24 protein-coding genes are annotated in these 24,801 nt (G+C 37.6%); 1 reads left to right on the top strand and 23 read right to left on the bottom strand.

All coding sequences use genetic code 11. From position 1 onward, the window contains the following. Positions 1 to 38: 38 nt before the first annotated feature. From QSJ81_RS08210 to QSJ81_RS08155, 12 genes are all read right to left on the bottom strand, one after another. Positions 39 to 482 carry a hypothetical protein gene (locus QSJ81_RS08210; RefSeq protein WP_285716926.1) on the bottom strand — a complete coding sequence of 148 codons (444 nt, stop codon included), beginning with the start codon at positions 480 to 482 and terminating at the stop codon, positions 39 to 41. A gap of 588 nt (positions 483 to 1,070) precedes the next feature. After that, the gene (locus QSJ81_RS08205; protein ID WP_285716925.1) at positions 1,071 to 1,709 is read right to left on the bottom strand and encodes a hypothetical protein; all 639 of its coding nucleotides are present in this window, start codon (positions 1,707 to 1,709) and stop codon (positions 1,071 to 1,073) included. 606 nt (positions 1,710 to 2,315) lie between these two features. Continuing rightward, positions 2,316 to 2,690, bottom strand: a complete 375-nt coding sequence (locus QSJ81_RS08200) for a hypothetical protein (protein WP_285716924.1) — start codon at positions 2,688 to 2,690, stop codon at positions 2,316 to 2,318. Between the two features lie 460 nt (positions 2,691 to 3,150). Beyond that, positions 3,151 to 4,599 (bottom strand): hypothetical protein, encoded by a 1,449-nt coding sequence (locus tag QSJ81_RS08195; RefSeq protein ID WP_285716923.1) that lies wholly within the window; start codon positions 4,597 to 4,599, stop codon positions 3,151 to 3,153. Positions 4,600 to 4,782: 183 nt separating this feature from the next. Then, positions 4,783 to 5,142 carry a hypothetical protein gene (locus tag QSJ81_RS08190; protein ID WP_285716922.1) on the bottom strand — a complete coding sequence of 120 codons (360 nt, stop codon included), beginning with the start codon at positions 5,140 to 5,142 and terminating at the stop codon, positions 4,783 to 4,785. Positions 5,143 to 5,380: 238 nt separating this feature from the next. Continuing rightward, positions 5,381 to 6,058 (bottom strand): transaldolase family protein, encoded by a 678-nt coding sequence (locus QSJ81_RS08185; RefSeq protein ID WP_285716921.1) that lies wholly within the window; start codon positions 6,056 to 6,058, stop codon positions 5,381 to 5,383. A gap of 9 nt (positions 6,059 to 6,067) precedes the next feature. Beyond that, positions 6,068 to 6,430, bottom strand: coding sequence for a PTS glucitol/sorbitol transporter subunit IIA (locus tag QSJ81_RS08180; RefSeq protein ID WP_285716920.1), 363 nt, complete (start codon positions 6,428 to 6,430; stop codon positions 6,068 to 6,070). Positions 6,431 to 6,475: 45 nt separating this feature from the next. Further along, complete coding sequence (srlE, locus tag QSJ81_RS08175; protein ID WP_285716919.1) at positions 6,476 to 7,474, bottom strand: PTS glucitol/sorbitol transporter subunit IIB; 999 nt, start codon at positions 7,472 to 7,474, stop codon at positions 6,476 to 6,478. Positions 7,475 to 7,489: 15 nt separating this feature from the next. Next, complete coding sequence (srlA, locus tag QSJ81_RS08170) at positions 7,490 to 8,056, bottom strand: PTS glucitol/sorbitol transporter subunit IIC (protein ID WP_285716918.1); 567 nt, start codon at positions 8,054 to 8,056, stop codon at positions 7,490 to 7,492. A 17-nt stretch (positions 8,057 to 8,073) separates the two neighbouring features. Continuing rightward, a complete protein-coding gene (locus QSJ81_RS08165; RefSeq protein ID WP_285716917.1) occupies positions 8,074 to 8,436 on the bottom strand; it encodes a transcriptional regulator GutM in 363 nt (120 codons plus the stop codon). 24 nt (positions 8,437 to 8,460) lie between these two features. Further along, the gene (gene srlD / locus QSJ81_RS08160; protein ID WP_285716916.1) at positions 8,461 to 9,234 is read right to left on the bottom strand and encodes a sorbitol-6-phosphate dehydrogenase; all 774 of its coding nucleotides are present in this window, start codon (positions 9,232 to 9,234) and stop codon (positions 8,461 to 8,463) included. 213 nt (positions 9,235 to 9,447) lie between these two features. Then, positions 9,448 to 9,651, bottom strand: coding sequence for a helix-turn-helix transcriptional regulator (locus QSJ81_RS08155; protein ID WP_285716915.1), 204 nt, complete (start codon positions 9,649 to 9,651; stop codon positions 9,448 to 9,450). Between the two features lie 152 nt (positions 9,652 to 9,803). Between QSJ81_RS08155 and QSJ81_RS08150 the strand changes: the two genes are divergently transcribed. Beyond that, on the top strand, positions 9,804 to 10,148 hold the full coding sequence (locus tag QSJ81_RS08150) for a helix-turn-helix domain-containing protein (protein WP_285716914.1): 345 nt from the start codon (positions 9,804 to 9,806) through the stop codon (positions 10,146 to 10,148). A gap of 228 nt (positions 10,149 to 10,376) precedes the next feature. Here QSJ81_RS08150 and QSJ81_RS08145 read toward each other — a convergent pair whose 3' ends face one another. The 11 genes from QSJ81_RS08145 to QSJ81_RS08095 all read right to left on the bottom strand — a co-directional run bounded on the left by QSJ81_RS08145 (position 10,377) and on the right by QSJ81_RS08095 (position 24,528). After that, a complete protein-coding gene (locus QSJ81_RS08145; protein ID WP_285716913.1) occupies positions 10,377 to 11,036 on the bottom strand; it encodes an MtnX-like HAD-IB family phosphatase in 660 nt (219 codons plus the stop codon). A 306-nt stretch (positions 11,037 to 11,342) separates the two neighbouring features. After that, a complete protein-coding gene (locus QSJ81_RS08140) occupies positions 11,343 to 12,644 on the bottom strand; it encodes a restriction endonuclease subunit S (protein WP_285716912.1) in 1,302 nt (433 codons plus the stop codon). After that, complete coding sequence (locus QSJ81_RS08135; RefSeq protein ID WP_285716911.1) at positions 12,641 to 14,206, bottom strand: type I restriction-modification system subunit M; 1,566 nt, start codon at positions 14,204 to 14,206, stop codon at positions 12,641 to 12,643. The genes QSJ81_RS08140 and QSJ81_RS08135 overlap by 4 nt, the downstream gene beginning before the upstream one ends. A gap of 1 nt (position 14,207) precedes the next feature. Then, the gene (locus tag QSJ81_RS08130; RefSeq protein ID WP_285716910.1) at positions 14,208 to 17,021 is read right to left on the bottom strand and encodes a type I restriction endonuclease subunit R; all 2,814 of its coding nucleotides are present in this window, start codon (positions 17,019 to 17,021) and stop codon (positions 14,208 to 14,210) included. A gap of 327 nt (positions 17,022 to 17,348) precedes the next feature. Then, positions 17,349 to 18,647, bottom strand: a complete 1,299-nt coding sequence (locus tag QSJ81_RS08125) for an McrC family protein (protein WP_285716909.1) — start codon at positions 18,645 to 18,647, stop codon at positions 17,349 to 17,351. Further along, positions 18,640 to 21,066, bottom strand: coding sequence for an MrcB family domain-containing protein (locus tag QSJ81_RS08120; RefSeq protein ID WP_285716908.1), 2,427 nt, complete (start codon positions 21,064 to 21,066; stop codon positions 18,640 to 18,642). Before QSJ81_RS08120 ends, QSJ81_RS08125 begins: the two co-directional genes overlap by 8 nt. Positions 21,067 to 21,308: 242 nt before the next feature. Then, positions 21,309 to 21,932 carry a uracil-DNA glycosylase family protein gene (locus tag QSJ81_RS08115; RefSeq protein ID WP_285716907.1) on the bottom strand — a complete coding sequence of 208 codons (624 nt, stop codon included), beginning with the start codon at positions 21,930 to 21,932 and terminating at the stop codon, positions 21,309 to 21,311. Positions 21,933 to 22,060: 128 nt separating this feature from the next. Next, complete coding sequence (locus QSJ81_RS08110) at positions 22,061 to 22,318, bottom strand: hypothetical protein (RefSeq protein WP_285716906.1); 258 nt, start codon at positions 22,316 to 22,318, stop codon at positions 22,061 to 22,063. A 114-nt stretch (positions 22,319 to 22,432) separates the two neighbouring features. Next, positions 22,433 to 22,690 (bottom strand): hypothetical protein, encoded by a 258-nt coding sequence (locus tag QSJ81_RS08105; RefSeq protein WP_285716905.1) that lies wholly within the window; start codon positions 22,688 to 22,690, stop codon positions 22,433 to 22,435. 395 nt (positions 22,691 to 23,085) lie between these two features. After that, the gene (locus QSJ81_RS08100; protein WP_285716904.1) at positions 23,086 to 23,505 is read right to left on the bottom strand and encodes a hypothetical protein; all 420 of its coding nucleotides are present in this window, start codon (positions 23,503 to 23,505) and stop codon (positions 23,086 to 23,088) included. A gap of 345 nt (positions 23,506 to 23,850) precedes the next feature. After that, positions 23,851 to 24,528, bottom strand: coding sequence for a DUF2625 domain-containing protein (locus QSJ81_RS08095; protein WP_285716903.1), 678 nt, complete (start codon positions 24,526 to 24,528; stop codon positions 23,851 to 23,853). Positions 24,529 to 24,801 lie beyond the last annotated feature (273 nt).

Below are 24,801 nucleotides of genomic sequence, written 5' to 3'. Positions count from 1 at the left end.
TCAAAATTACCTTATTGAAGTGAAATATACCCACAAACTCAATGCGCATTTCTACTTATGTATTTCCCAAATTCAAATAAAAGCAAAAAACATCCCAATAAAAAACTACTAACTGCTATCACAAAATATATTTTTTTCTTCGATACCCTTTCTGGATTAGCAATATGATTGCCTACGCCTATTAAGGTAATTCCTAGAAAAATCATTCCCAAGCTAGTAAAAATTTGCATTTCAAAAGAAGTTACACTTATAACCATTCCCGTGGTTGAAAAGGCGACACCTATCCCACCAATAATTATACTAAGCATACCTGCAATACTAAATTTATTGTATTTTTTTCTGTCTTTAATGACGCTTATTACAAGCAATAAGATTGCCAAAACTACAGCGATAAAATTAGATGGGTACTTCAAATGTAAGCAAATAGGCGTTATGATTGCACCAATTAGCACCCCTTGCCATACTGAACGCTTTTTATCCATAAAACATGTTTCTCCCTTTATGGGAACCATCACTATTGCCATAGCTCATGTATTATCTCCTACTTATGTCAGAACTATATAATACAGGAAAAATATGACATATTAATGACAATCGTTGGGGGTTTACTACATCTTTTGAGTTTCCTCACTCCTTACATGTCTTTCTAGTAAAAGATGCATAGAAAAGGCCCTTGATCCTGAACTTTTCACAGGATCAAGGGCCTTTTACGTAGGACCGTACATTAATTGTTTCTTCGAAACCTTTTCAGGAGTTCTGATATGATTACCTATTCCTATAAGAATTATCCCCATAAAAAGCAATCCCAGGCTAACCAGAATTTGAATTCCAAAAGAAACACCCTGCATTGTCTGTCCTGTAGTCGAGATGGCGATCACTATTGAACCAATGATTGCACTGGTGATACCGGCAAAATTAAATTTATTATATTCTTTTCTGTCTTTAATAACATAAACTAGGAATTGACCAAGAGATAAGATAGATATACCAATGAAATCTATATTTTGTTTTCATTTTGAATTCCTTTACTTCTATTAGTTTTTTATTCCTAGGGTTTTGTATTCAAATCACTATTTAGCAGTAATTTTACCATATCTCTGTATTAACGCGTATTTTAATATATTTTGAGTGCCCATCATACCACCAAATGCGAAAATCATTAAACACGATGCTAGTAAAATAACTGCCCCATTGTTTCCAACTTTACCTACCATCGCTTTACCAATACCTAAACCTAATAATGAGAAAGGGAGAATTAAAGCTACAGATCCTTTTTTAGAATTCTTACTATAGTACCCTTTTCTTATTAATCGTAATACATTTAACACATTTAATAGTAGACCTATAATATACAGGGCAACTACACTCACTACCGCCAAAGTATTTACTTCAATAATCGTAGTCAATAACATATAGCTAGCAAGCATACAACTACTTGAGGCGACCAAAGCATTACATCCCATATATAAAATAAAACTTTCCCGCTTTTTTTCAATCTCAAAACTTAAGTAAACCACCCATACAGCTGATATTATAATGATTAGAGGTATGACTATTCCTGTTATATTCGAATACTCTCCAAAAAATATCGTAGGTATAGTAATTAACAAAAGAAATAAAAAATTTGACCAAATTTGTATTTTCTTTGATAAATCTATTATTTCAAAATCTGCATACGCTTTAACATCTTCGCTATTTAAGTCTTTCATAAAACTTCCTTTCCTAGAACCTCAAATGTACAGACCACCCGCCCAACCGAAAGCCAAGAGACTAATTATACAAATTTTAATATGAGAAGATATGATTTATATTTTTAAAGAGTGCAAATAAAATTGTTACTATTATAGCGGACTTCAACGCTTTTTTCTTTTTTTCTTTTTTTCTTTTACGCTCTCTTCCTTACAAATATTTTTGTAAAAAGAAGTTTTATACAAAAAATTATACTATGCAATAAACCAAACTACTCCAAATAGAAAATATTCAAGGATAACATTGAATATATAAAAGTAATACATTCTTTACCACCTTGCCGGTCTTGTGAATTCGCATTCTTAATTCATACAGACGTCTTCTACTGATTGCCGTGCTGTTTGAATCACGCTACCTATAGCTTAGAGCTCTCCTTCTGTCAGAACTATATAATACAGGAAAAATATGACAGTACGATGACAACCAGGAACCGTACTGCGAACCATCCCCTTTTACTTTCAATCTATTTAGCATAAAAATATTACCCCTATGCCTTTAACCACCCCTCTGTAAAAATGAAAAGAGAGTGAATTCTTTTAAGAAACTTCACTCTCTTTTTATTTTAGTCACTCTGTTTTATACTTATCAGTATTTTCTTCTATACCTTTTACTAGATGATTGTAAGAGTACTTATATAGACCAATCATGAAGATCCAATTTATAATTATAAAACCGAAACCAAAAATTATACCTGGTGCTATTATAGCAAGCCCTGCGGCTGCCGATGCTAATCCAGACGCCCTTTTGCATCTTCTTTTATTATATTTCTTTGTTTTTGCAATGTGTAGTATTATACATTCTAAAATCAATAAAGCTGCAACAATAACCATCCATAGTATTATTGCATTTACCCCTTCTGATTGGATGATTCCCTTCTTAATTGACGAACTGCACATAATTACATATAATACCGAGCCGACTGGTATATACCATTCTATCATTGTTAGTTCATCTCCCTACAATCATTTTACATGTTATTATTCACTATTTTTTATCTTTGTTTCTATAGGTTTTTTAAATATCCATAGAAAATATATTAGCGAGAATGGATCAAAGATAAATATATTCTCATCAAGTTTAAAATAGCTCTTTATAATGATGATTATACTTACCAAGCTTGTATATCGCAATAGATCCCAATTCTTATTAGTAACTGCAGGTATAAGTGTATATAAGAACAGCAAAATAATCCATATTATTGCGCAAAGCAATGGAGTGGATACCGTAGGTAAATCTAATATAAAACTATTTTTTTGATACGATAAGACCATTCTGTATACTCCAACACAAGATATAAGCCAATATAATATACCTTTGTTATTAATTGTTATGTTAGTATCATTCATTTAAAGTCTACCCGCCTCATTTTTTTCTGTGGAATTAAACAGAGTAAGAATCCTATTATTTTTTTTGTACTTTAGATTCCTCATTCAAAGTTTGCAAATCACCTACCGTTCCATATAACCCGTTACCAAGACCAATTTGCTTGCTGATTACATTAGCACCTAACTTTACTTCATCTGTCCACCCCTGTGCAATTTTCATTCCGGGAACAAGTGATAATATATTACCAACTGTTCCTACCAGATAAGATGTTGTTACTCTTGATGTAGCGGATAAATCACTACAAACCTGAGAAAAAAACACTATACCTGCACCGACATAAGGTACTGCTTCCGGAGAAATTGCGGCTGTCAGTGCTAAACCAGCTGGGGCTAAGATATTAGATACACTATTACCTACAATATCAAATTCTGCTCTAGCTTTCGGTGATAAGTCCAACATATTGCCCATTGTACTTGAGTCAACACCTTGAACAATAACATCCCCAGGATTTCTCAAATTTTCTACACTATTATTTAGTAAAGCGTTATCAGCATCTAACAATGTTACCGTGGCGGGATTAATACCATTAGCCGTTGCCCAATTACTAATAGCGTCTGGATCATCTCCAATCATATTCGTTGTCGAATTTATATCTTTAGTCGTAAGCCCCATATTACTAAGACCATTTTCAACTTCATCTTTCGTCATACCAGGAACATTATCCGCAAGAAGATTCGCCACCGAAGTGCTTTCTTGAGACTGTATCGGTGTGTTCAATGCCTCCTGGATAGGCTGGACAACATTTTGGTCAGCCCACTGAGTTAGTGAATTCCAAGCACTCCCTAATAAAGATGGTTCCGCTACCTCTGTATTCTGGAAACCACTCATATCCATCGTACTTTGATAGGAACTTGCAACGGTACTGCCATAGTTATCACTAATGTAACCACTAAAACTATATGTTGCTGGTTCCGATGAGTCCAACGTAGCCCCTGCTGTTCCATCTAAACTAATACCATTATATGTATTATTATAGCTACCTAGGTCCTCTGAACAGGGAGTTCCTCCGACAATACCTTGGCTAGGATTTAAACTATTACCTGCAGAACCGTCCAATTGAGCTCCTGTTAAGTTGCTATTAGAATCGATGCTGGAAGCATTCTCTGCTGCAATGCTACTATTAGAATTGACATTCGGGCTATCAATACTAGAGCCACTATCCGAATTATCGTTATTACTATCATTTGTGCTATCAACACTACTGCTAGAGCTACTATTGGAATTATCATTAGAACTACTACTGGAACTATCACTTCCGAAATTACCACTCGAGCTGCTACTGGAACTATCGTCTCCGCAACTACTACTAGAGCTACTACTAGAACTATCACCTCCGTAACCACCAGCGGAGTTACTACTGGAACTATCTCCTCCATAACCACCGCTAGAGCTGCTACTGGAACTATCTCCTCCATAACCACCGCTAGAGCTGCCGTCCGAACCGTCACTATTGCCATAGCTCATGTACTATCTCCTCCTTCTGTTAGGATTATATAATACAGGAAAAATATGACATATTAATGACAACAAGAAACGTATTGAATCTCTTGCGTTTCCTCAGTCATTGCATTCTTTTTAGTAAAAAAAATGCCGATAAATAATAGGCCGTCACCTAGCAGTTTTGCTAGATAACGGCTTATTCTAATTTTATTTATTAATCTGCGAACCAATCCATATCCCAATCAAACCAGCTGTTATTTCTCTCATCGTATTATCATGACGTTCTCTTTCTCTCTCTTGTCGACGGTGCCATTCTCGCTCGCTCTCATGATGCCTACGCCGCATCTCCCGTTCATGGCGTTCATTTTCAGCACGCTCCCTACGCTCCCGTTCATGTCTTTCATATCGCTCGCGTTCATGCCGATCTTGGTCATCTCGATCATCATGGTGCCGCATGGGAACTGGTTCACTGTGTAACGATGAAGCTTCTATTACTGATGCTCCAAAACCGATCTGCATCACGCCTATCATTGAGAAAATAACTATCTTTTTAACTATGCTTTTCACAAACGATCACTCCCTTAATTTTCTATCTTAAGTATATTATAGAAATGTGACAGATTTGTGACTGCTTAGTCAGTTTATGTTAATCTCTAGTATTAACCTACATAGAAAACTGCCCTTACTCCTGAATTTCATAGGCGCAAGGGCAGTTTCGTATTTGGATTAATTATTTTTTTGGTTAGCTACTCGTGATATGGTGTAATCCCTAATGTGTACAGTAACAGTGTCCTTTTTCTTTAGACTATTTCCCCCTCATTCCCGTTCCTTGACCGTAGACCTTTTCCCAATCTGCAATAAACTGATCCACGCTCCAATCGGTTAGAGGATGGCAAGTGAGACTCTGAAATACCTCCTCACCAATGGTTGCAGCATGCGCCCCGGCTAGACAAACATGCTGCACTTGTCCGTGATTCTTGAAGCTGGCTGCTAGCACCTGGGTTTTTAGCTGGTAGATGCTAAAGATATGAACAATATCAGCTACTAATTTCACGCCATCCCCTGCAATGGTATCCACCCGATTTACATAGGGAGCCACAAAATCAGCACCGGCCTTCGCCGCCATTAAGGCCTGCTGGGCAGTGAAAACAGCTGTAGCGGTCACTTTTATTCCTCTCTCATGCAACTTGCTTATGGCAATAAACCCCTCCCCAATCACTGGAATTTTAATATAGACATTGCCATCTAACTTATTCACTAGATATTCTGCTTCCCCGATCATTTCCTGAGCGCCAGTGCCTAACACCTGCACATGCAGCATTTTTTTCGTCCCGATGACCGCCAAGATTTCTTGTAATACCTCTACCCCCTGTCGCTTGGTTCTCGCTAAGAGAGTAGGATTCGTTGTAACCCCATCAATGGGATACAACCCATTCATTTTTTTGATATAGCTGACTTGTGCTGTATCCAGTAATATTTTCATTTTTCCCACCTATTTTCGATAGATTGCGATTCTGTCGCCTATGTGAATCTGGGGAACCGCCTTATCCTCCAGATATATACTACCGCCCAAACCCTCGGTACTGCCATCAAATCGCAACGTGATATGTCCCAAATTTTCCAAATTTCGTTGCACTTCCTCGCCGACATAACGAATCTTGTATTCGGTATCGCCAATCACCAGTACATCCTGTTCCTGAATGATATCGGAAAGCTGATTTTCATTATGCAAGATGCAATAATCCGCTAGCTCCTCCGGCGCGTTGTCCTTAAACAGAATGATCATTCTCTCCACCAACAAAACAGCCACCATTTTACCTGAATTCATAACCCGGGTCTGATAAATACACTGCATCGAATCCCCCCCCAAACCTAAGTACTTTCTTTGCCTTTTCTCACACTATTTGCCGTATAATCCAAAGCTGGCCAGCCAAGCAATAGCCACTGTCGTCGGCCCGGTTATAAAGCGAGAATACAGGATAGAGGGAACACCAACTTCCACCGTTTCTGCTTCTGCCTCCGCCAAACCCAACCCAACGGGAATAAAATCGCAAGCTGCCTGGGAATTGATGGCGAAAAGAGCCGGTAGTGCCAGATGAGGCGGAATGCTGCCTTTGCCGATTTCCACCCCGACTAACACCCCAATGACCTGGGCAATCACAGCACCTGGCCCTAAGAAGGGTGACAAAAAAGGAAAAGAACATAGAGCAGATAATAACAATAGTCCTTGAATGTTTCCAGCTAAAGGCGTTAATAATTGGGCAAAGGCATCGCCAATACCAGTACTTAATACAATGCCAATGAGCATACAGACAAAGGCCATAAAAGGTAGTATGGTTTTGATAATCGTAGTGATGGTATCACGACCAGCTTGATATAAGGTCCCCGTTATCGAGCCCATGGCTTTCCCCACTGTAGCCATCACACCTGCTGTCGTCTGTTCACTGATTTTTTTCTTGGTATCATACTTGGGCTGCCTCGCCCGATTATCTTCATACACATTATCGCTACTCACTTCCATTGCCCCCTGGTATATCTGTACATTGGCTTCCTTCACATCCGATACATAAATATCGGCTGTAATATATTGGGCTAAAGGACCACTCGGACCAGAAGGCATTAGATTAATCGTCGGTATCCTTTTCTGCGGATAGACCCCGCAGCGCAAAGTGCCGCCGCAATCAATTACCACACAGAGAATCTCATGATCGGGTACTCCGGTTTTAAAACCATCAATTAGAATGCAACCTGTTAACTCCGCAATCTTTTGGGCAACGGATGACATGACGCCGCCAGTAATATTGACAACCTTATTTTTTGTCTCATTTGGTACCAGTACCAAGGGATCGCCAAACCCACCTTTTCCTGCTGAAACCCTAACACATTGATAATGATTCATTGCTTCTATTCCCTCCTAACCATTTATACCAGATTGTACCGTATTCACTATCCTTCTCAATGTAATGCCCTGCTGTTTTTCCACGTAAGCGGTGGTATAGTCCGTGATCCAGCCGCGAAAGAAGTTGGTCACAACACCCACCAGAAAATAGCGTACTGCCAAATCAACGGTAGATAAACCCAGCTGGGTGATGCCCGCCGCAATGCCGAGAAAGACAAATAGCTCACCAGGATTTACATGGGGAAACAGACCATTTAAGGTATGACAAGAAAAAGAACTAGCTGCATAATAGCTGGGTTTGTATTTTTCCGGCATAAATTTCCCCAAGGACAACGTCATCGGATTACAAAAGAAAAAGGTTCCGACGACGGGTAAAATCAAATACCGCGCAATGGGATTGCCAGCGCACATATGTGCTAACTTTTCAATACGCTCTTGACCGACAAAACGGATCAATGCATTCATCGCCACCAGCAAGGTAATGAGCGTCGGTACAATCCCCGTCAACATACTGACAAACACTTTGCCGCCCTCATTAAACATACCAATAAAACCTTTTGCCAAAAAAATCAACACATCCATAAAATATCCTCACTCTCCTATTTTCTGAACTCCTGGTAATTTTTCACCGCCTGTAAGACGGCTTTTCTTGTTGCGTTATCTAATCCACCACAAGCACTAGGGGTAAGCTCTAGAAGATCCCAATGATTAAAAACAGAGAAAGGTTTTAGACGAGCAAAACTGGTAACCCCCGCCATCTTTTCCCCCCTGATGATCTTGCCATCTGTAGCCAAACAAAACATCACTACCACCCCAGCACTCATTCGCCCTTTGGACTTACCGACGACTACCCGCCCCTCTTTCCTTAGCTGTTTGAAGCCTTGGTTAAAATGCCTAGTTTGCCAAACCCCCAAAACCCCTTGCAATAACCAGACTCCTGCTGCGGTCCACATATACTCCATCGTAAGACCTCCCACCCCAAGCCCTTAATGCATAACTTGTCCACCAGTAATATTGACCGATTGCCCCGTTAAATAACTGGCTTTCTCCGAAGCATAGAAGGTAACCACATTGGCTACATCTTCAAAGGTACAACCTCTCTTCAAAGGTACTTTATCAATATACACCTGCTTGACTGCCGCCTCTGGCACACCTAGCTTCAATGCATATTGGGGAATCAAGCTTTCAAACATATCAGAATCTAGAAGATTGCCAAGCATCATCGAATTCACCCGAATGTTATGTTCCGCTAAATCCAAGGCTAGGCTTTGCGTTAAACCAACGGCAGCAAACTTGGACGCCGAATAGCCACTGTTGTGTTTGCTGCCCACCTTACCTGATTTCGAATTAATGACGATGATGGAGCCTTCCCTGTTCTTGGCGATCATCACCTTCGCTACTTCCCTGGCGCAAAGGAAAAATCCCTTAAGATTGACATCCACCATAGAAGTAAAAGCATCTAATTGGAATTCTGTAATCTTATTACTCTTAGCAAGTCCCGCATTATAGATCAATAGGTCGATGCTACCTAATTCATCGACGACTTTTTGTATCATGTCTTGCACCTCGGCCTCTATGCAAGCATTCACCTCCACGGCCATTCCTTTGCCTCCATTACCTTGTATCTCCGTTACCACCCTCTGGGCATTTTCATACACTACATCGGCAACTGCTACTTCATAGCCTTCCTTAGCCATATGCTTACTCAGATATTCTCCCAGACTTCTCCCTCCACCAACAATCAGAACAACTTTTGACACTTTACATACCTCCATTCATTTCGGGATAAAATGCAGAATTTTACAAATATTACTGGTATAATCTAGGTAATAGGATTTAGAAAAGTTTCTGGCTGATAACTTATAAAAGGAAGGACTTCTGATTGTTACTTTCTTTTTTTGGCAGGTTTGATTTATAGGAAACAATTCATCACCTCCTTAGTTAGCTTAATTTTTACTCCGCAATTATATCTTTTAGTCATAAAATTCTTCAAAAAAAAGCCACTCAACAGTTACTCTATAAAATTTAGCAAGCTTGATTTTATTAGCATCATCCAAAGTCCTATCTCCAGACTCTGCCAACGAGAGCATAGATTGCGATATCTCAATTGCGAGTGCTACTTGTTTTTGAGTAAGCTTCAATTCTCTTCTTTTCTGAATAAGCCGTTTATTTTTCAAATTTTATCACCTACTTTTATAACTAAAAGTCATTTATATTTTTATTATAATATCTCTTTTAGTCATATGTCAATATTTTTATGACGTTTAGTTATAAATTATAAAGTATTACTTTTAGTCATATTATAATAGTATTGAGGAAGGTGATTGTAATGAAGCAGTTTGGACAAAACCTCCAAAAACTAAGAACAAATAATAATATGACCCAAGAAGATCTAGGAAAGCTATTAAGCGTTTCTCAAAGTACAATTGCTTATTACGAATCAGGTAAAAAGCAACCCTCATTAGAGACAATTGTCGTCATCGCTGACTATTTTCGTGTTAGCGCAGACTATCTTCTAGATAGAGTAAACTCCTTAGATACTAGCCCTGTATTACAAACAACAGAAATATCACATGAAAATCTAAATTTATTGCAAAGACTTAATAGCCTTACAGATGCAGACCGTAAGGAAATCGAATCCTATATTCAATTTAAGGAACGCAGTAAAAAATAAATTAACACTACTAAACAATATACTCTTTCCATCTTATCTGTAGAAAAATCTAAGATAATGGTTCACTATCTTATTGTTTAGACTTCTCGCCCCTACATTGTTTTTCGAGTAAAAAGATTATGCGGAAAATGCCCTTGATCCTGAATTCACAGTATCAAGGGCATTTTCCGTGTTTAGATTACTTAGTTCTTTCTTTGCTCTGATGACAGAGTAAAGCCAACGCACCCATTATGCAAGCCATCCTCTATCTTCCAGATACTTTTCAACCTCTTTGAACTTTTCAAAAGGGACAAATTCTTGTTGTTCCTTACTGAGCAGTTCTTTTAGATCCTTTTTAGCAAAAGCAACGTCGGCTTCTTTAGCTGCTCCTAAATCTGGCTCGCTATCTCCAGCGAAAAAAACTGTCTCAAATTCCTTTTTCAAATCTTCTACTACTTTGGCTTTATTAATGCCAAAAATCTCAGAAAAATAAGGACTTCTTTCATCTGGAGTGATCTCGATACCCCCATCTTTGTATACTCCGTCCATGGAGATAACCTTCACACCTTCAATCTGCCGGTGCGCAAGTAACCGGTCAATATAATAGCTTGTCCCAGCGCTTAAGATATAAAATTCTCCGCCTGCCTTTTGTACTCTATGAATAAAATCAACCGCATACTCATCCAACGGTATACGATGAATTTCAGTCAGAATCTCTTCCTCAGTTCTTCCTATCGCCCCTAGGATTTTATTTAGAAACTCTACATTAATCTTTTTCGTCTTTTTCCAATCCTCATAAAACTGCATGCCCCATTCCTGCAGATAGGTATCAATAACTATATGATAAAAATCTCGATCCGTTAATGTCCCATCAAAATCCGATACAAAAGCAAACTTTTTCAAAATCATTCCCCCATATTGGCTTCATCTATTGCTATATCTTTGCTACTCTTTCACTTTTAGTGATTGAAGTATACCATGTAAAACGTAACAGCAGTATCTCATATTTTGACGTTTTTTTCAAACTTTTCTTCATGGTAGATGTCATCAATTTCTCGTTGTATACTTTTGCTTAACTCGATCATTTTGTTGACGTCAACAAAAATGAACCGCACACTATAACTTACTAATGATTAGATATAGCAAAAGACACAGCACCATTCCACTGATGGATATAAGCTGTGTCTTCCTTATCATCTCTAACTCGGCTTCTGATTATTTTTTTAATGCGGATAATTCATTAGTCATAGTTGCTGCAGCCATTCCTTCATCGGAAAGTTCTATTACTTGGTTTGCTTTTTCCAGCGAAACCTTGCTCAAATCCAATTCTCCCTTAAATGCCCTTTGACTGAGGGAACCGTAGAGGTTTTTCAGTTCGGTGAGGCTTTGGTTGTATTTTATTTTGAGAGATTCAATTTTTTTGACGATAGCGGCGAATTGGTTCTGGAGAGTAAGAGGTGGAACCGGAATTATAAACTTGAAACAATCAGGCACAGTCAAATGCTTAACTGTTGACCCCTTGCCGAGGCGTTCTATTTGCTTACTAAAAAATCCTGTTTGCATAATATATAATAAAAAAATTGGTTTTATTTTTGCATTATTACAACGATATTGCATAACTCTTTGACCCAAAAAAACTTTTTCATTAGAATTAAGCAGTCCAACTTCTCCCATTGGTGCTTCTCTTGTAAAAAGTATGTCTCCACTTCGGGGAACAGAACGCCTTGTCCAAATTGCATAAGTTGCTTCATCTACATACTTCACAACGTCCAAAGATATCTTACCATTTCTAATATTTGATGTTCGTATCATGATATACGGCGTTACAATTGCTGACTGTGGCGCAGTTTTATTAACACAATCAACGATTTCATCACAGACATCTGATATTACTTTTTCTTCCCACCCCTTCTCATTACGCACTGGATCCCCAAACATCTCCAGAAAAGTGCTTTTCAATAGTTCATCCAACGCTTTGATGCTTTCCTTGCGTTTGGCAATCAGCTTTTCCGCCCGGGTGAGAACGGTGGCAATGCGGATTTGATCGTCCAGGGGAGGAAGTGGTATTTCACTTTTTAGATAATTTTCTAGCTTTAAATTAATTATTCCAGTAGTTTTGTTTTGAAATCGAAGTGTTTTTCTTGTCAAATGATTATAAAAAAGTATATAGAAAAGATACTTAGGAAAAACAATGGATTTGTTTGCTCTTAATACTGTCGTGAAATTATTACATAAATATATTGAATTATCCGGATTCTCAAAATAAACTACCCTACCTACCGGTTGTGTTGGACTACCTCCAGATTTTTCAACAATAACATCACCTGAAATAAGTTTTTTTTGTTCAATCTTTTTCGATTCAATCTTTCTAAAGACAATTTTCGAAAAATCAATAACACCTAAATTCGTAAAATTAGCAGTTCGGATAATCTTTACACCACAATCATCTTCTGGCTCTACACCCCATTCTCCAGATATTTTATCAGTTAAAACTTTATTAATAGAAGTATATTTCATCCCAACATCCCCTCAAACTCAGCCAATTCCTGATTAATCTCGTTCTCCATCGCCTTGAGCTTGGCAAGAATCATATTTGGTTTCTCATATACAACCTCTTCAAAAACATCCTCTTTATACTTACTCATCGAGAGATCATAGTTTTCTGCAACAATCTCATCTTTAGGTACAAAGAAAAACTTCTCTTTACGGTCACTTTCTTTCCGCTGATCCCGCTTTTTATACTGGGTTACAATATCCTGTAAATCTCCATACCCCTCAAGTTTTGCCCGCTTGTCATCCAGGCTATAACCGTCACTTTGCATATCATAAAACCAGACACTCTCCGTTTCCCCGCCCTTAGTAAAAATTAAAATAGCGGTGCTGACTCCAGCATAGGGTTTAAATACCCCGCTGGGCATGGCGATAACGGCTTTAAGCTCACACTTCTCAACAAGTATTTTTCTTGCTTCAACAAAGGCTTTACCACTGCCAAATAAAACACCCTGAGGCACAATTACGCCGGCAGTGCCACCCATTTTAAGTAAGTTATAAATATTTTCCACAAATAAAAGTTCAGTTTTGGTAGTTCCTAATTTAAGAGATTCATTAATGTCGCCTTTGTCGATACTGCCGGTAAATGGAGGATTGGCCATAATAATTTGATATTGGTTGGACTCGGTAAAACCTTTACTCAAAGTGTCTTTGTAATCAATGTGGGGAGTGTCCACGCCGTGCATCATCAAGTTCATCAGACCAAGCCGCACCATGGTTACATCGATATCGTAACCATACAAGCTGTCATTGAGAATATCACTCACCTTTTTAGTCAAGAGACCGCTCACCGAATTACGAATAAAACCATCTTCGTCAGGCTGAAGATTCTTCTTGTTCTTATCAAGCTGGGTCACCATATACTGATAAGCACCAAGTAAAAAACCGCCCGTTCCGCAGGCGGGATCAGCGATCTGGTTGCCCAGTTGTGGTTCTACTAGCTCGGCAATGAGCTTAATGATATGCCTAGGCGTTCTAAATTGTCCATTTTTGCCTGCTGAGGCAATTTCAGAGAGAAGCATTTCATAGACATCCCCCTGAATATCCTGAAATGCCTGTCCGCCTGCGTTAGCATCTTTTTCAATCTCCGCAAATATCTCTTCGATGGTGGATATGGCTTCTACCAGCAAGGCAGGCTTAGGGATAATAAACACCGCATTCTGCATGTGATGGGTAAAGGGTGATTCATCTCCATTGAGCATTTTCAAGAAGGGGAATACCTTCATCTGCACATGAGAAAGCATCTCTTCGGCTGGCATTTGTTTAAAATCACTCCAACGAAGAGTCTGTTTATCAACCTTTTGATCGGTGCCGGGCAGGGTAAACTCTCCATCAAATTTAGAGGTATACTTTTCACCTGTAAATTCAGCATCCGATATCCGTTTCAGATCAAGATCATCCAGTTGCTTCATAAATAGCAGATAGGTAATCTGTTCAATAGCTGTGAGAGGGTTGGAAATACCACCGCTCCAAAATTTATCCCATAGTTGATTAATTTTACTTTTAAGTGCTGCGTTATTTTGTAACAAGTTATGCTGCCACCTTTTTTGTTAGTTCTAAGATTTCGTTAATTTCTGCAGGGGTAAACAAGCCACGGATTCCCTGTGGGTGTAATACGGTAAAAGGTGATTCTATTAGGTCTCGCTTTTGCACAATCTCTTTTTCCAGTATAAATTCTTTCAATAGATTTAAAAAATCCAGTTGCCGGGAACTTAGATTGGTATGGCTAAGGATAAATTGTTCAAATGCTCTAGTGACTGCTTCCGGGAAGCTTTCCAATACTTCCAGGCCCAAGATATGCCTAATGAACTGAATGAACTTTGCTTTGCGATTTTTATACACATTTTTAAGTAAATCCTCCGTAATATGAGGATGCTCATCGTGTAACATGGTGGCAAGTTCTTGTGCCTCATCTTCGGTAATCGCTCTGCCCTCTTTGATCTTCTGCAAAATCGGGTTACGTTCTGTAAGCTCCATAATGAGCTTTTCTACCATTTCACGATACTTAGAAACACTCACCGCTGAATGTTCCGGCCCAAACTCCACCATTTCTTTTGTTTTCAGTAAATCGGCAAAGTCAAACTTAGCGGGTCCTAAAGATTGAATATCACCATCACGATATTTCATTAATGTAGATAACTTTTCGGCAAGTTCATCAAACGTTTCATCCGTTGCCTTTACCCAATAGTGATTAGTTTGAGCAAGCTTAATAATAGACTCTTCTCTTGCAACAATATTGACTGAAAGGGGAAGTTCACCAATCAGCTCGACAATATTATCCTTTAAGGTTTCAAATTTTTCTTTTTCATCTGCCAGCTTCGCCAAGGATGCTTCAAGCAAATCTTTCTGAAATCGCATGGCCTTAAAATCGGTTTGGGAAACCGTTCTAAAAAGCGGTTTTATAGTAGTGCGTAAAAACTCAATTTTTTCATGAGTCAATTTTGTCCAGAAATTTTCATCTTCAAGTTTTTGCAATTCTGTGGCAGACTCTTGAATCAGCACCGAATTTTGCGGGAGTTCCTGAATCTGTAGTCTGAGCTTACTAATCTCTTTTACGGCAATAGCGTCATTTTGCGTGTCGATTGCCTTTTCAATTTTATCAAGTCGGATGCCGACAAAGCGCACTGGGAGCGGAATTTGAACTGTTGCTTCCTTGCCTTTAGGATTGAGCTTAAAATATGCAAAGTTATCCCAGCAATCCAAAATAAGGAACCTATCTTTTATCGTACACCATGGTTTTATTTTATGTGGTTCTAAAAGTCTCGTACCACGGCCAATCATTTGCCAGAACTTAGTATAAGAATAGACAGGTTTCGCGAAAACAAGATTCACCAGTTCTCTAATATCAATGCCGGTATCCAACATATCAACACTAAGAGCAATGCGCGGCATATCGTTGTTCTTAAACTGATCTAGAAGACCGCCCTTGCCATAGACCCTTGAATCCTCTGAAACAAGCACCTTAGCTAGTTCACCGTTGTATTCAGGGTACAGAGAATCCAATATTTCTTCAATCCGCCGGGCATGAGACTTGGAAGAACAAAAGAATATCGTCTTCCCAGGCAATACACCGTTTGCATCTTTAATCGACTCTTCCATGAACTCTTTAACAATGAGCGCATTTGTTCCCTTGTTGATAACAGTTTTCTCCAGATCGGAGCCTTCAAAATTAATCTCTTCTATCTCTTTGCCTTCAAGAATTAATCGTTTTTGATCTTCCAGAGAGATTGTTCGCTTGCTAATGCCCTCATCCTGAAACTTGGTATGTATTTTCATCACCTGAAAGTTGCACAAGTAGGGCGGTATATTATTCACCGCTTCTTCATATGTGTAAGCAAACGTTGGAAGGCCATTATCGCAATTAAAAAGCTTGAAAGTGTTGTGATCTATGATATCTGTCGGAGTTGCGGTTAGTCCGAGGTTAATCGCTTTAAAATAGTCAAGTACTTCTCCATAGGTATTATATATGGAACGATGGCTTTCATCAATTACAATTAGATCAAAGAAGTGAGGTGAAAGGGTGTTTTCCTCTTCCCTGATAATATTGAGCATCGTGGGGTAGGTTGAAATATAGATACGACGATCTTTTGCAATGAGTTTTTCGCCGTCTTTCGGCCACCGAGGTTCATTGGGTAAATGTTCTTTGAAAGCTTCTAGCCCCTGCTGCCGTAAAGCAATCCTATCCACCAGAAATAACACCCTTTGTGCATGGCCTGCACGCATGAGTGCATCCACAAGGGCAATACATGTTCTTGTTTTACCTGTACCTGTGGCCATCACTAGAAGGAAGTTTCGTTGTTTCTTTTCAATTCCCTCCATTACAGAACGGATCGCTCGAATCTGATAATCTCTTCCAGCAATTTCTGTATTGATTAGTTCATCAGCAAGTTGCTTTCTATGTTCGCGAATATATTGAAACCGCTCTAAATCATCTCGTGTTGGATAACCTAATATCTTTCGAGGAGGGTAATTCCCTAAGTCCCAGAAGTAAATTTCAAGACCATTCGTATAAAAGCAGAAAGGAAGTTTTCCACCGTTTTTTTTAATTTCATTTTGTTTTTGAATGTTGTAACAATACTGTTTCGCCTGTTCCCGACCGACCTCAGCATCTTTGGAACTCTTTTTTGCTTCCACAACAGCCAGCGGTTTTCCATCTCTCCCCAATAGAACATAATCACTGAATTGATGACCTTCGTAAGGTGTTCGCGCTTCTCGCACTCCATCTGGTAAGGGCACTGAAATATCAAATTCTTTTGAAACTTGGGTAAGGTTGTTTACATCCCAACCTGCTGTATATAGTTTTGCATCAATTAGTTCTTTTCGTGTTTCTGCTTCAGTCTTCATCGTTTCTCCTATCTTAAAATAAAATATGAGGACAGGTCCATATCTTATCCCAACTCAATTTATGATAGTCATTATTTACGATATGATCAACCAAGGAACAAGCATTCTACATTAAACGTCGCTAATAAGTTGTATTAATGGGAAATTCGGCCAAAATTTATCTTTGTAATACTCACATTTCCCTTTTCTTGTACATAAGAACTAGATATCTTATATTTCACCTTCGATCATTGATATTCCTTGTTTTTTACTTTCTTACAAAAAAATACAACGCCCATTTTTAGATCGTTGTATTTTGAAAAAACCAAGATTAATCTCGGGTTTATTTCAAAGATATATATTTGCCATATTTTCCGATACAATTTTCTTTAGGTCTTCTACAGTTTTTTCTATACATTCATAATCAACAGTGTATACCCGTAGTCGCTTATATGGTTGATCTTCTAAATAGTAAGACTCAAGCATCTGTGCTGACCCTCTAGTAATATTACTGTTATGAGGATAGAGTAATATTACTGTATCAACCGTAGAGTATCGTGTCAGATATGCGTACATTTGAAAGTAATCTTCTCGCTTAACCCCATGACGAAAAGAACTATCACTAATAGCCTTCCATTTTGTATCCACAATGAGCTTTTCACATTCATTGTCACATAATACAAGATCCGGCTGCAAAGAATATGTTCCACGTTCCGTTCTTTCATTTACTAACAACTTGTATTTGGCATGTTGCGCATATACCTGATAATCAATATAGCGCTTCATTACTACCGATATATACTTCTCAAAGAGATCGCTCATGCTAAATAGCAATGCGAAGTTCTGATTTGTTCCAGTTGAGCTAATTGGCGAACGATCCAGCAAAAACATTTTAGCCAATGTAAACGCGTTTAAAAATCGTTGATTCGTTCTATCAAATTTTACCCGATCCAGATGTACGGAACTTACTTCTCGTCCATCCACTTCATCAAAATGAAGCAAACAAAACTTTAGCAATGCCACTGTTCGCTCATTCCGAACTTTATGAATTAAATACAACGCAGCCCATTTTAAGATTCGATTTAAAGCGTTATCAATTGTAAATTCATCATATTGGCAATAAGCTTTCCCAGTACCACGACAAAGATTACTAATTTGTTTACTTACCTGTAAGCGCCCTTTTAGTACAGTCAAATTATTTTCTACCAACATATATGAAGCAGCTGCACCTCTAAGCAACTCTTTCTTAAGATTTTCTGCAAATAAATAGCCAAAAATCTCAAATAAGTTATGCTTAACGTCCTTTAGTTCACTAATTGCAGAGTAGTCTACCTCACAGTATCGACTATGGTAAAGCATATCCAGTAAGACTTTTCTACTATGCTCACCAGTGGCAGTACCTGTCTTAGGTAAGATTTCAATCGCGACTGTCGATAATCGAATATATCCTACATAGTTAATAATTCTCAAACTTTGTCGACCCCAAACAAAATTGCAATTATCTAAATTACTTTGTTTAATATAGCTAGCCATTTCATTCGCTTCTCGATTCGTTAAAGCATGTGGATCATTATCACATATAGGGATTTCCTGGTAGCATTCTTGTACAATTATTGTTTTTATACTACCAGCCTTCCTGTTAGCCATTTGATACATCTCCATAAATTCGTTGAAATGCTTTTACTGAAGGATTTTCTATTACACGGAAACGAACTTTCTTCTGTTCTTCCCTACCAAATGCCTTACCAAAGATCTTATCCGAATTTAACTCTTCTTTAACTAAAAAATAGCTATCATCTTCTTCTATTGCTGCCCCATCAAAAATTAGTTCAATCTTTTCCCAGTCTTCATAAAAATACTCTTGTAGTAATGGAATGACCTTGTATTTCATTACTTCGATAAGGTCATATATGGTCTTAGCACCAATAAAGTAAGCATGACCGATCATATGATCCCGATCATATAAAAATTCAATTCTCTCATTGAGTGTTCGTAGCATTTGCCTTACATCTATGCCGTCAATGTCATCCGATAGCAATGAATAATCCGTCAAAAGCTCCTTAAAGCAAAAGCGACGACGTAAGGCGGTATCAAGCAATGCTATGGAACGATCTGCTGTGTTCATCGTACCTAAAATATAAAGATTCTGCGGAACACCGAAGGTATCCCCTGAATATGGTAATGTCACCGTAATTTCATTCCTTGCTCCCAAGCGCTTGTCCGGCTCAATCAATGTAATCAGTTCACCAAAAATTTTTGATATATTACCCCGGTTAATTTCATCAATTATCAGGATAAATTTTTTCGGTAGTTGCTCTTTTATATCTGAAATATAACTTCTCAAATTTTCGAAGTTTATATCTACCTTGTTGTGCATATAAATGGTCTGTTGTGAAAAAACCTTATCTTTCAAAATTTGCTTCACAGGAATCATGGCATCCTTACTTATATATAGCCACTCGACCGATCGAAAATGGTTGTACCCTATACTAGTATTGGGATCATAGAAATATTCGCCCGTTATTCTTGCGATAGCTTTCAAATTATGGTTTCCATGAGATATAAACACCATATCGCCTATCTTAAACTGATTCTTAAATCGATCAATAGCAGTAATATTAAAAGTTTCATTATTATTGTTATATTTTGCTTTATACCGTTGTTCAACTAATTGTTTATCAGAGCAACCCTTATAATCAATATCACTACCCCAGCCTAGCGCAATCACATTGTTATCCAAACAATATTCATATATATCTTCTTCACCATCTAATGTATTACCTAATGACATTTTGCAAAAATCTATTTTATTCTCATCAAAATTATAACCAGTAACCAGCTCGGTTGTACTTGCCACCGCCGAATCACAAATTTGGCGAAAGATTCCTGGGGTTGGTATAAATCCCCCATTTGCACCACTACGTAATCCTTCCACAAACTCCTCATATCCGTAAGATTGGTGAAAAGTGCAAAAAGCAACTCTGCCATTGTTTACTAATCGTTTAAACTCTGCCATAGCTTCATTTCTCTTACTAGGATTATCAATCAAAAGCTCATATTGGGTACTATCCATAATCTCTAAACATCGATCAATAACACTATATGTTTTTCCTGTTCCTGGAGGACCGTAAAGGATGGTGTTATATTCGCATTGTTTTAACTCTTCTATAATTTCTATCGGCTCTTTTATATTATTTTCTGTATTCATTGCTGGTTGAGATTGATATGCATGTAATACCACATCAATGTCTTTTAATATATCTGAATCCTCAGGTACACTACCAGCTGCATAAAATTTATGGGCAATGGTAGATATATTATAGTTGGAGCCAATACCAGAATCCGACTTTAAATCAATGTCACTATCTAATGAATAACCTCTCTCTTTTAATGAGTCAAGCTCTTCACGAAGTATTTCTGCATTTTTAGCAAGAAATAAATGTCCTTCTTTTTTACCCAATTGCGCTACAGGATTTGTAATACCTTGATTATAGGTACAGTAAAAGCCACTCATATCTTTGCAGAATAAGATGACAAAATAAATCCCTTTTTTCATCGATGTCTTATTTTTATCCAACATTGCTAACCAAGGAATATTGGCCCAAGTACCCTTGCCAACCGACCATTCAACTTCTATATTTGGATACTTTTTCAACATATCACTTTGTTGTATTCCCTTTTTCACTTGCTCAATAGCAATGCAAACTGGACTCAAATAATTTAATGTTTCTCTTTTGGCTTCCCCGTAGTTAGCTAAAATAATTTCCAGCGCTTGTTGAATAGAATCTGGCTCCTCTTGACTAAGCTTATCATGTAATTTTACAATCGAGAACTCTCGCCTTTCTAGATAAGAATTTGCTTCGTAGCCACCATAAAATTTATTTTTGGGTGTCCCTGTGGCTCTTGATACAATCTCCTTTACTGGATATAGGACTCCCTCATAAGAAATCGCATATTTGTGATTTGCATGTTCATCCCAATTTACCCACTCTTTTGTATTCCTCAATGTAGTATCAAAAAATTGTAATACTTCAATAATTTTCTCTTTGCTAACATCTTGAATCATACACGCACATCCTTTAGATATCTTCAAAAACAAAACCTATAACGTTTACCGTTAAATCTAATACTGGCTTAGAAAAGAATATAAATTATTTCATCGTCTCTAACTCTTCCATTGTAAGATCTACACATATAACTTATTACCATATTTCGACCCTTTAACATCATGAGATAATCTAGTATTTGAAATTTCTATTGATATCTCATATAATAACTGAAAATAATTTATCCATCTTTCAAAATCGATTATTTAAAATAAGAATTTATACCACTCTTAAAACTTTTTACGGCATCACCATAGATATCAGCTACCCTAAAGGTTTTTATATGTAGGCAAGGTGTGTAATCAAAGGATACTCCCTGGACAGAAGCTCTTATTAAATTTCCCGAAAATGCTTGTTGCATCTTCTGAGGAACATTGTTCTGATCAAGAACAGTTCTAAACAACTTGTGAGTTGATTCACCTAACGTCATTACTAAATGAGGCTTGTACAATCCAATTTCCTCAACTACATACTTCTTACAATTTTTAAAGAAGGGAGTTAAATACTTAAACCCTCCCTCTAGCGTCTTAGATGGTGGAACTTTAAACGTACACTTAACAATATTTGTCGCATAAATAGAAACTTGGTCAAATTGATCATCAAATATATTTCTCAGCCATCTTGAAATTTGTCCATTTTCTTTATCAAGCATTAAAACCGTCTTAACTTTATTTCTGCCTTTAAAAATAGTTGGATCTTGCCCTATGAGCATTAGGCGTATATTACTTTCTACTCGTTTTTCGTAAAAGGGATGAACAACTTCTAAATTACATTCATCAACGTCCTTGCATAAATCACAGATTTGGGGATATCCAAAATCATTCATAAATACATTCCATCCCTTTTTAATCAATTTTGGGAACTGTAATTTCAACATAACAAAACGGTTTCATTCACCATCTTTTATTATCTTTTAGCTACTACTAGTACAGATCATCCTTCCCTAATGAAGCCTTATTCGTCTAACGTCATTCGAATCTCAATATGTTCTGATACGGTAGATATAAGGATATCAATTAGCTCTTGATCCATAAATTGATATTCATCTGGTATATTGAGACATACAACTTTTTTGTTTGGGAGCATATCACTGAAACTTTCTCTAAGCCGTCTTATATGTTTCTTTTCCATTACAAAGATGAAGTCTGCCCAGCCAATATGCCCTCTTGTTACTTTGATACGGGCTTTGTCCTCAGTCCCTGCCGACCTCACCTCATAGCCATTAACACCATGTAAGAAACATGGGGACAGGCACCATGTTTCAAGTAGACTCAGATCACCATCTTTTAGATATACTACTAAAGATCATCCTTCTTTAAAGAAGTCCTACTCATCTAACGTCATTGGAATCTCAATATGTTCTGATACGGTGGATATAAGAATATCAATTAGCTCTTGATCCATAAATTGATATTCATCTGGTATATTGAGGCATACAACTTTTTTGTTTGGGAGTATATCACTGAAGTTTTCTCTAAGTCGTCTTATATGTTTCTTTTCCATTACAAAAATGAAGTCCGCCCAGCCAATATGCCCTCTTGTTACCTTAATACGAGCCTTGTCCTCAGTCCCTACCGACCTCACTTCATGGCCATTAACACCATGAAATATTTTCTCGGCTGTTAAGCTTCGCCATTTGTTTCTACTGCATATAAATAGTAGTTTTATGCTTTGTCACCATCCATATATCTTTCAATTTTCACTACTATGTCAAATCTAAAAGAGAAGATACCCATAATCTAGTATCCAAGTAGATTATGGGTATCTTCTCTTTATTAAATGCTAAATCCTGCTAAAATTTTACAATATACATTGTTTTACCAAGATAGGGTTCTGTTTTAGGCTTTCCTCTTCGGGACAATTAACCTATCCCTCATAACTTTAATACTAAGCGAGAGTTTCTTTTATCTTTAATCACCAACTAAATGCCAAGTAATCGCCAACCAATCGCCAAGTTTATTCTATCTAGTTATATAAATCTACTCAAGTAGTTCGAATAAAAGCCAATAGATTCCCAAGATAAAACAGAAAAAGGCCGTTCCAAAATACAGTGTTTTCTTAGGAACTCTTTCCGGATTCGTGATGTGATTACCTACCCCTATTAAGATGATACCTAGAAAAATCATACCCATACTCGCTAAAAGCTGAGCAAATACAGAAAAATCATCTAGCTTACCCGTAATCATCATTACACCTACTATGGAGCCAATAATAATACTATACATTCCAGCAAAATTAATTATGTTATATTTTTTTCTGTCTGTAATGACGTATACGAAAAACACCAAAATTGCAAGAAGCATAGCCATAAGATTCAATGGATACTGTAAGTGTAGACAAATAGGCGTTATTATTGAACTAATTAGAAGGCCTTGCCAAACTGATAGCTCCTTGTCCATAATACATATCTCCTTTATGGATTGGTCTATTGTTTAGTCATCATGATTAGGCATGTCGATTCCATCTACAACTTCACATTCCATGTTTAAAGGAGCTTTTTAAATCGTAGGAGCTCCTTTAAGTTCTCCATAAATAACCAAGAATACTGGATTTATCAAAATTAGCACCAAAAACGATGCCTACGTAATCATTTCTGTACTTAAAGGGAGGTTTAAATTTATACTAAACGGGAATTTTTAATATCTGTAATCGCCATGTAATCGCCAACTAATTGCCAAGTAATCGCCAACTAATCGCCAAGATTATTTCTATCTAGTTATATAAATCTGCTAAAGTAATCATTATTAATAGGAACAGCAACCGAACTTTTCCCGATACATCATATTTAAGTTCCAAAGTTCTTCTATCGGTACGATTGACCTCGCTGGGTTAATTACCTCTTCGCCTCTCGTCCATATATGAGGATATATTTGTATTCCATGATTGCCATTGGTTTTTTTGACTCCTTCTTCCCAACGATTCCATCGAAAGGTCTCATAAAACTGTTCTAACTTTCCTGTGCAAGCCCAATACAAAAACTCAGAATATCCCATTTCTAGCCACTCCCATTCCAGTGTATCGGGAGCAAGATAAAATACATCTCCTATTTTCCCTTCAAATAATCCACGATTTAAAGCAAAGAATCCGCCTACTACATCGTCTGCAATGAGCAAACCGCCATCTAATTTTCTTGCTTTTCTTTGGGTATCAAATTGATTCCATGTTGATAAGTTTCTAGGCAGCAAGTTATGCCCTGAGCCCAAGAAACGCAACCAACCATTATCAAATAATATCCCACCTGTATGATAAGCGACTGTACCTAATGAGGAGCGAGTCGTAACCTGCAAATCGCATAGAACTGTTTCAGCTTGCTCTTTATTCACCGGAAGAACTTCCACCTTATTCCTTGCTTTTGAAAGCCAGTTTTGTATAAGAGGCCATGCAGAATCTTGATTATTAATCAATTCATCAAGCGGTTTCATAAATTCTCATTCACGCCTTTCTATTCAAATTCAAGTCTTAATAACATCAACTAAGAGCTCTATGATTACAAGTACCACCAGTCCAAAATTAATCGCTACTATAAAGGTAAGCAAATGGGTGTTATCACGATCCAATTAGAGCCCTCCCTTGCATGGTCCAAATCTTTCCTTAGAGCCTACACCGAATCCTCCCGCCCGATAATTGTCAACGGGTGGCTAGAGTAATAGGAAAGAACTGTGTTGAAACATTCGTTTCATCACAGTCTAACTTGC

The organism is Pelosinus sp. IPA-1 (genome assembly GCF_030269905.1).
Classification (GTDB): Bacteria; Bacillota; Negativicutes; order DSM-13327; family DSM-13327; genus Pelosinus.
The sequence above is the reverse complement of the archived record's forward strand: the minus strand, read 5'-3'. Positions and strand labels throughout refer to the sequence as shown.

Coding starts and splice junctions, on each gene's coding strand:
- QSJ81_RS08210 (WP_285716926.1), bottom strand. CDS start 482: ATGGATAAAAAGCGTTCAGTATGGCAAGGGGTGCTAATTGGTGCAATC.
- QSJ81_RS08205 (WP_285716925.1), bottom strand. CDS start 1,709: ATGAAAGACTTAAATAGCGAAGATGTTAAAGCGTATGCAGATTTTGAA.
- QSJ81_RS08200 (WP_285716924.1), bottom strand. CDS start 2,690: ATGATAGAATGGTATATACCAGTCGGCTCGGTATTATATGTAATTATG.
- QSJ81_RS08195 (WP_285716923.1), bottom strand. CDS start 4,599: ATGAGCTATGGCAATAGTGACGGTTCGGACGGCAGCTCTAGCGGTGGT.
- QSJ81_RS08185 (WP_285716921.1), bottom strand. CDS start 6,058: ATGAAAATATTACTGGATACAGCACAAGTCAGCTATATCAAAAAAATG.
- QSJ81_RS08180 (WP_285716920.1), bottom strand. CDS start 6,430: ATGCAGTGTATTTATCAGACCCGGGTTATGAATTCAGGTAAAATGGTG.
- srlE (WP_285716919.1), bottom strand. CDS start 7,474: ATGAATCATTATCAATGTGTTAGGGTTTCAGCAGGAAAAGGTGGGTTT.
- srlA (WP_285716918.1), bottom strand. CDS start 8,056: ATGGATGTGTTGATTTTTTTGGCAAAAGGTTTTATTGGTATGTTTAAT.
- QSJ81_RS08165 (WP_285716917.1), bottom strand. CDS start 8,436: ATGGAGTATATGTGGACCGCAGCAGGAGTCTGGTTATTGCAAGGGGTT.
- QSJ81_RS08150 (WP_285716914.1), top strand. CDS start 9,804: ATGAAGCAGTTTGGACAAAACCTCCAAAAACTAAGAACAAATAATAAT.
- QSJ81_RS08145 (WP_285716913.1), bottom strand. CDS start 11,036: ATGATTTTGAAAAAGTTTGCTTTTGTATCGGATTTTGATGGGACATTA.
- QSJ81_RS08140 (WP_285716912.1), bottom strand. CDS start 12,644: ATGAAATATACTTCTATTAATAAAGTTTTAACTGATAAAATATCTGGA.
- QSJ81_RS08130 (WP_285716910.1), bottom strand. CDS start 17,021: ATGAAGACTGAAGCAGAAACACGAAAAGAACTAATTGATGCAAAACTA.
- QSJ81_RS08125 (WP_285716909.1), bottom strand. CDS start 18,647: ATGGCTAACAGGAAGGCTGGTAGTATAAAAACAATAATTGTACAAGAA.
- QSJ81_RS08120 (WP_285716908.1), bottom strand. CDS start 21,066: ATGATTCAAGATGTTAGCAAAGAGAAAATTATTGAAGTATTACAATTT.
- QSJ81_RS08115 (WP_285716907.1), bottom strand. CDS start 21,932: ATGAATGATTTTGGATATCCCCAAATCTGTGATTTATGCAAGGACGTT.
- QSJ81_RS08100 (WP_285716904.1), bottom strand. CDS start 23,505: ATGGACAAGGAGCTATCAGTTTGGCAAGGCCTTCTAATTAGTTCAATA.
- QSJ81_RS08095 (WP_285716903.1), bottom strand. CDS start 24,528: ATGAAACCGCTTGATGAATTGATTAATAATCAAGATTCTGCATGGCCT.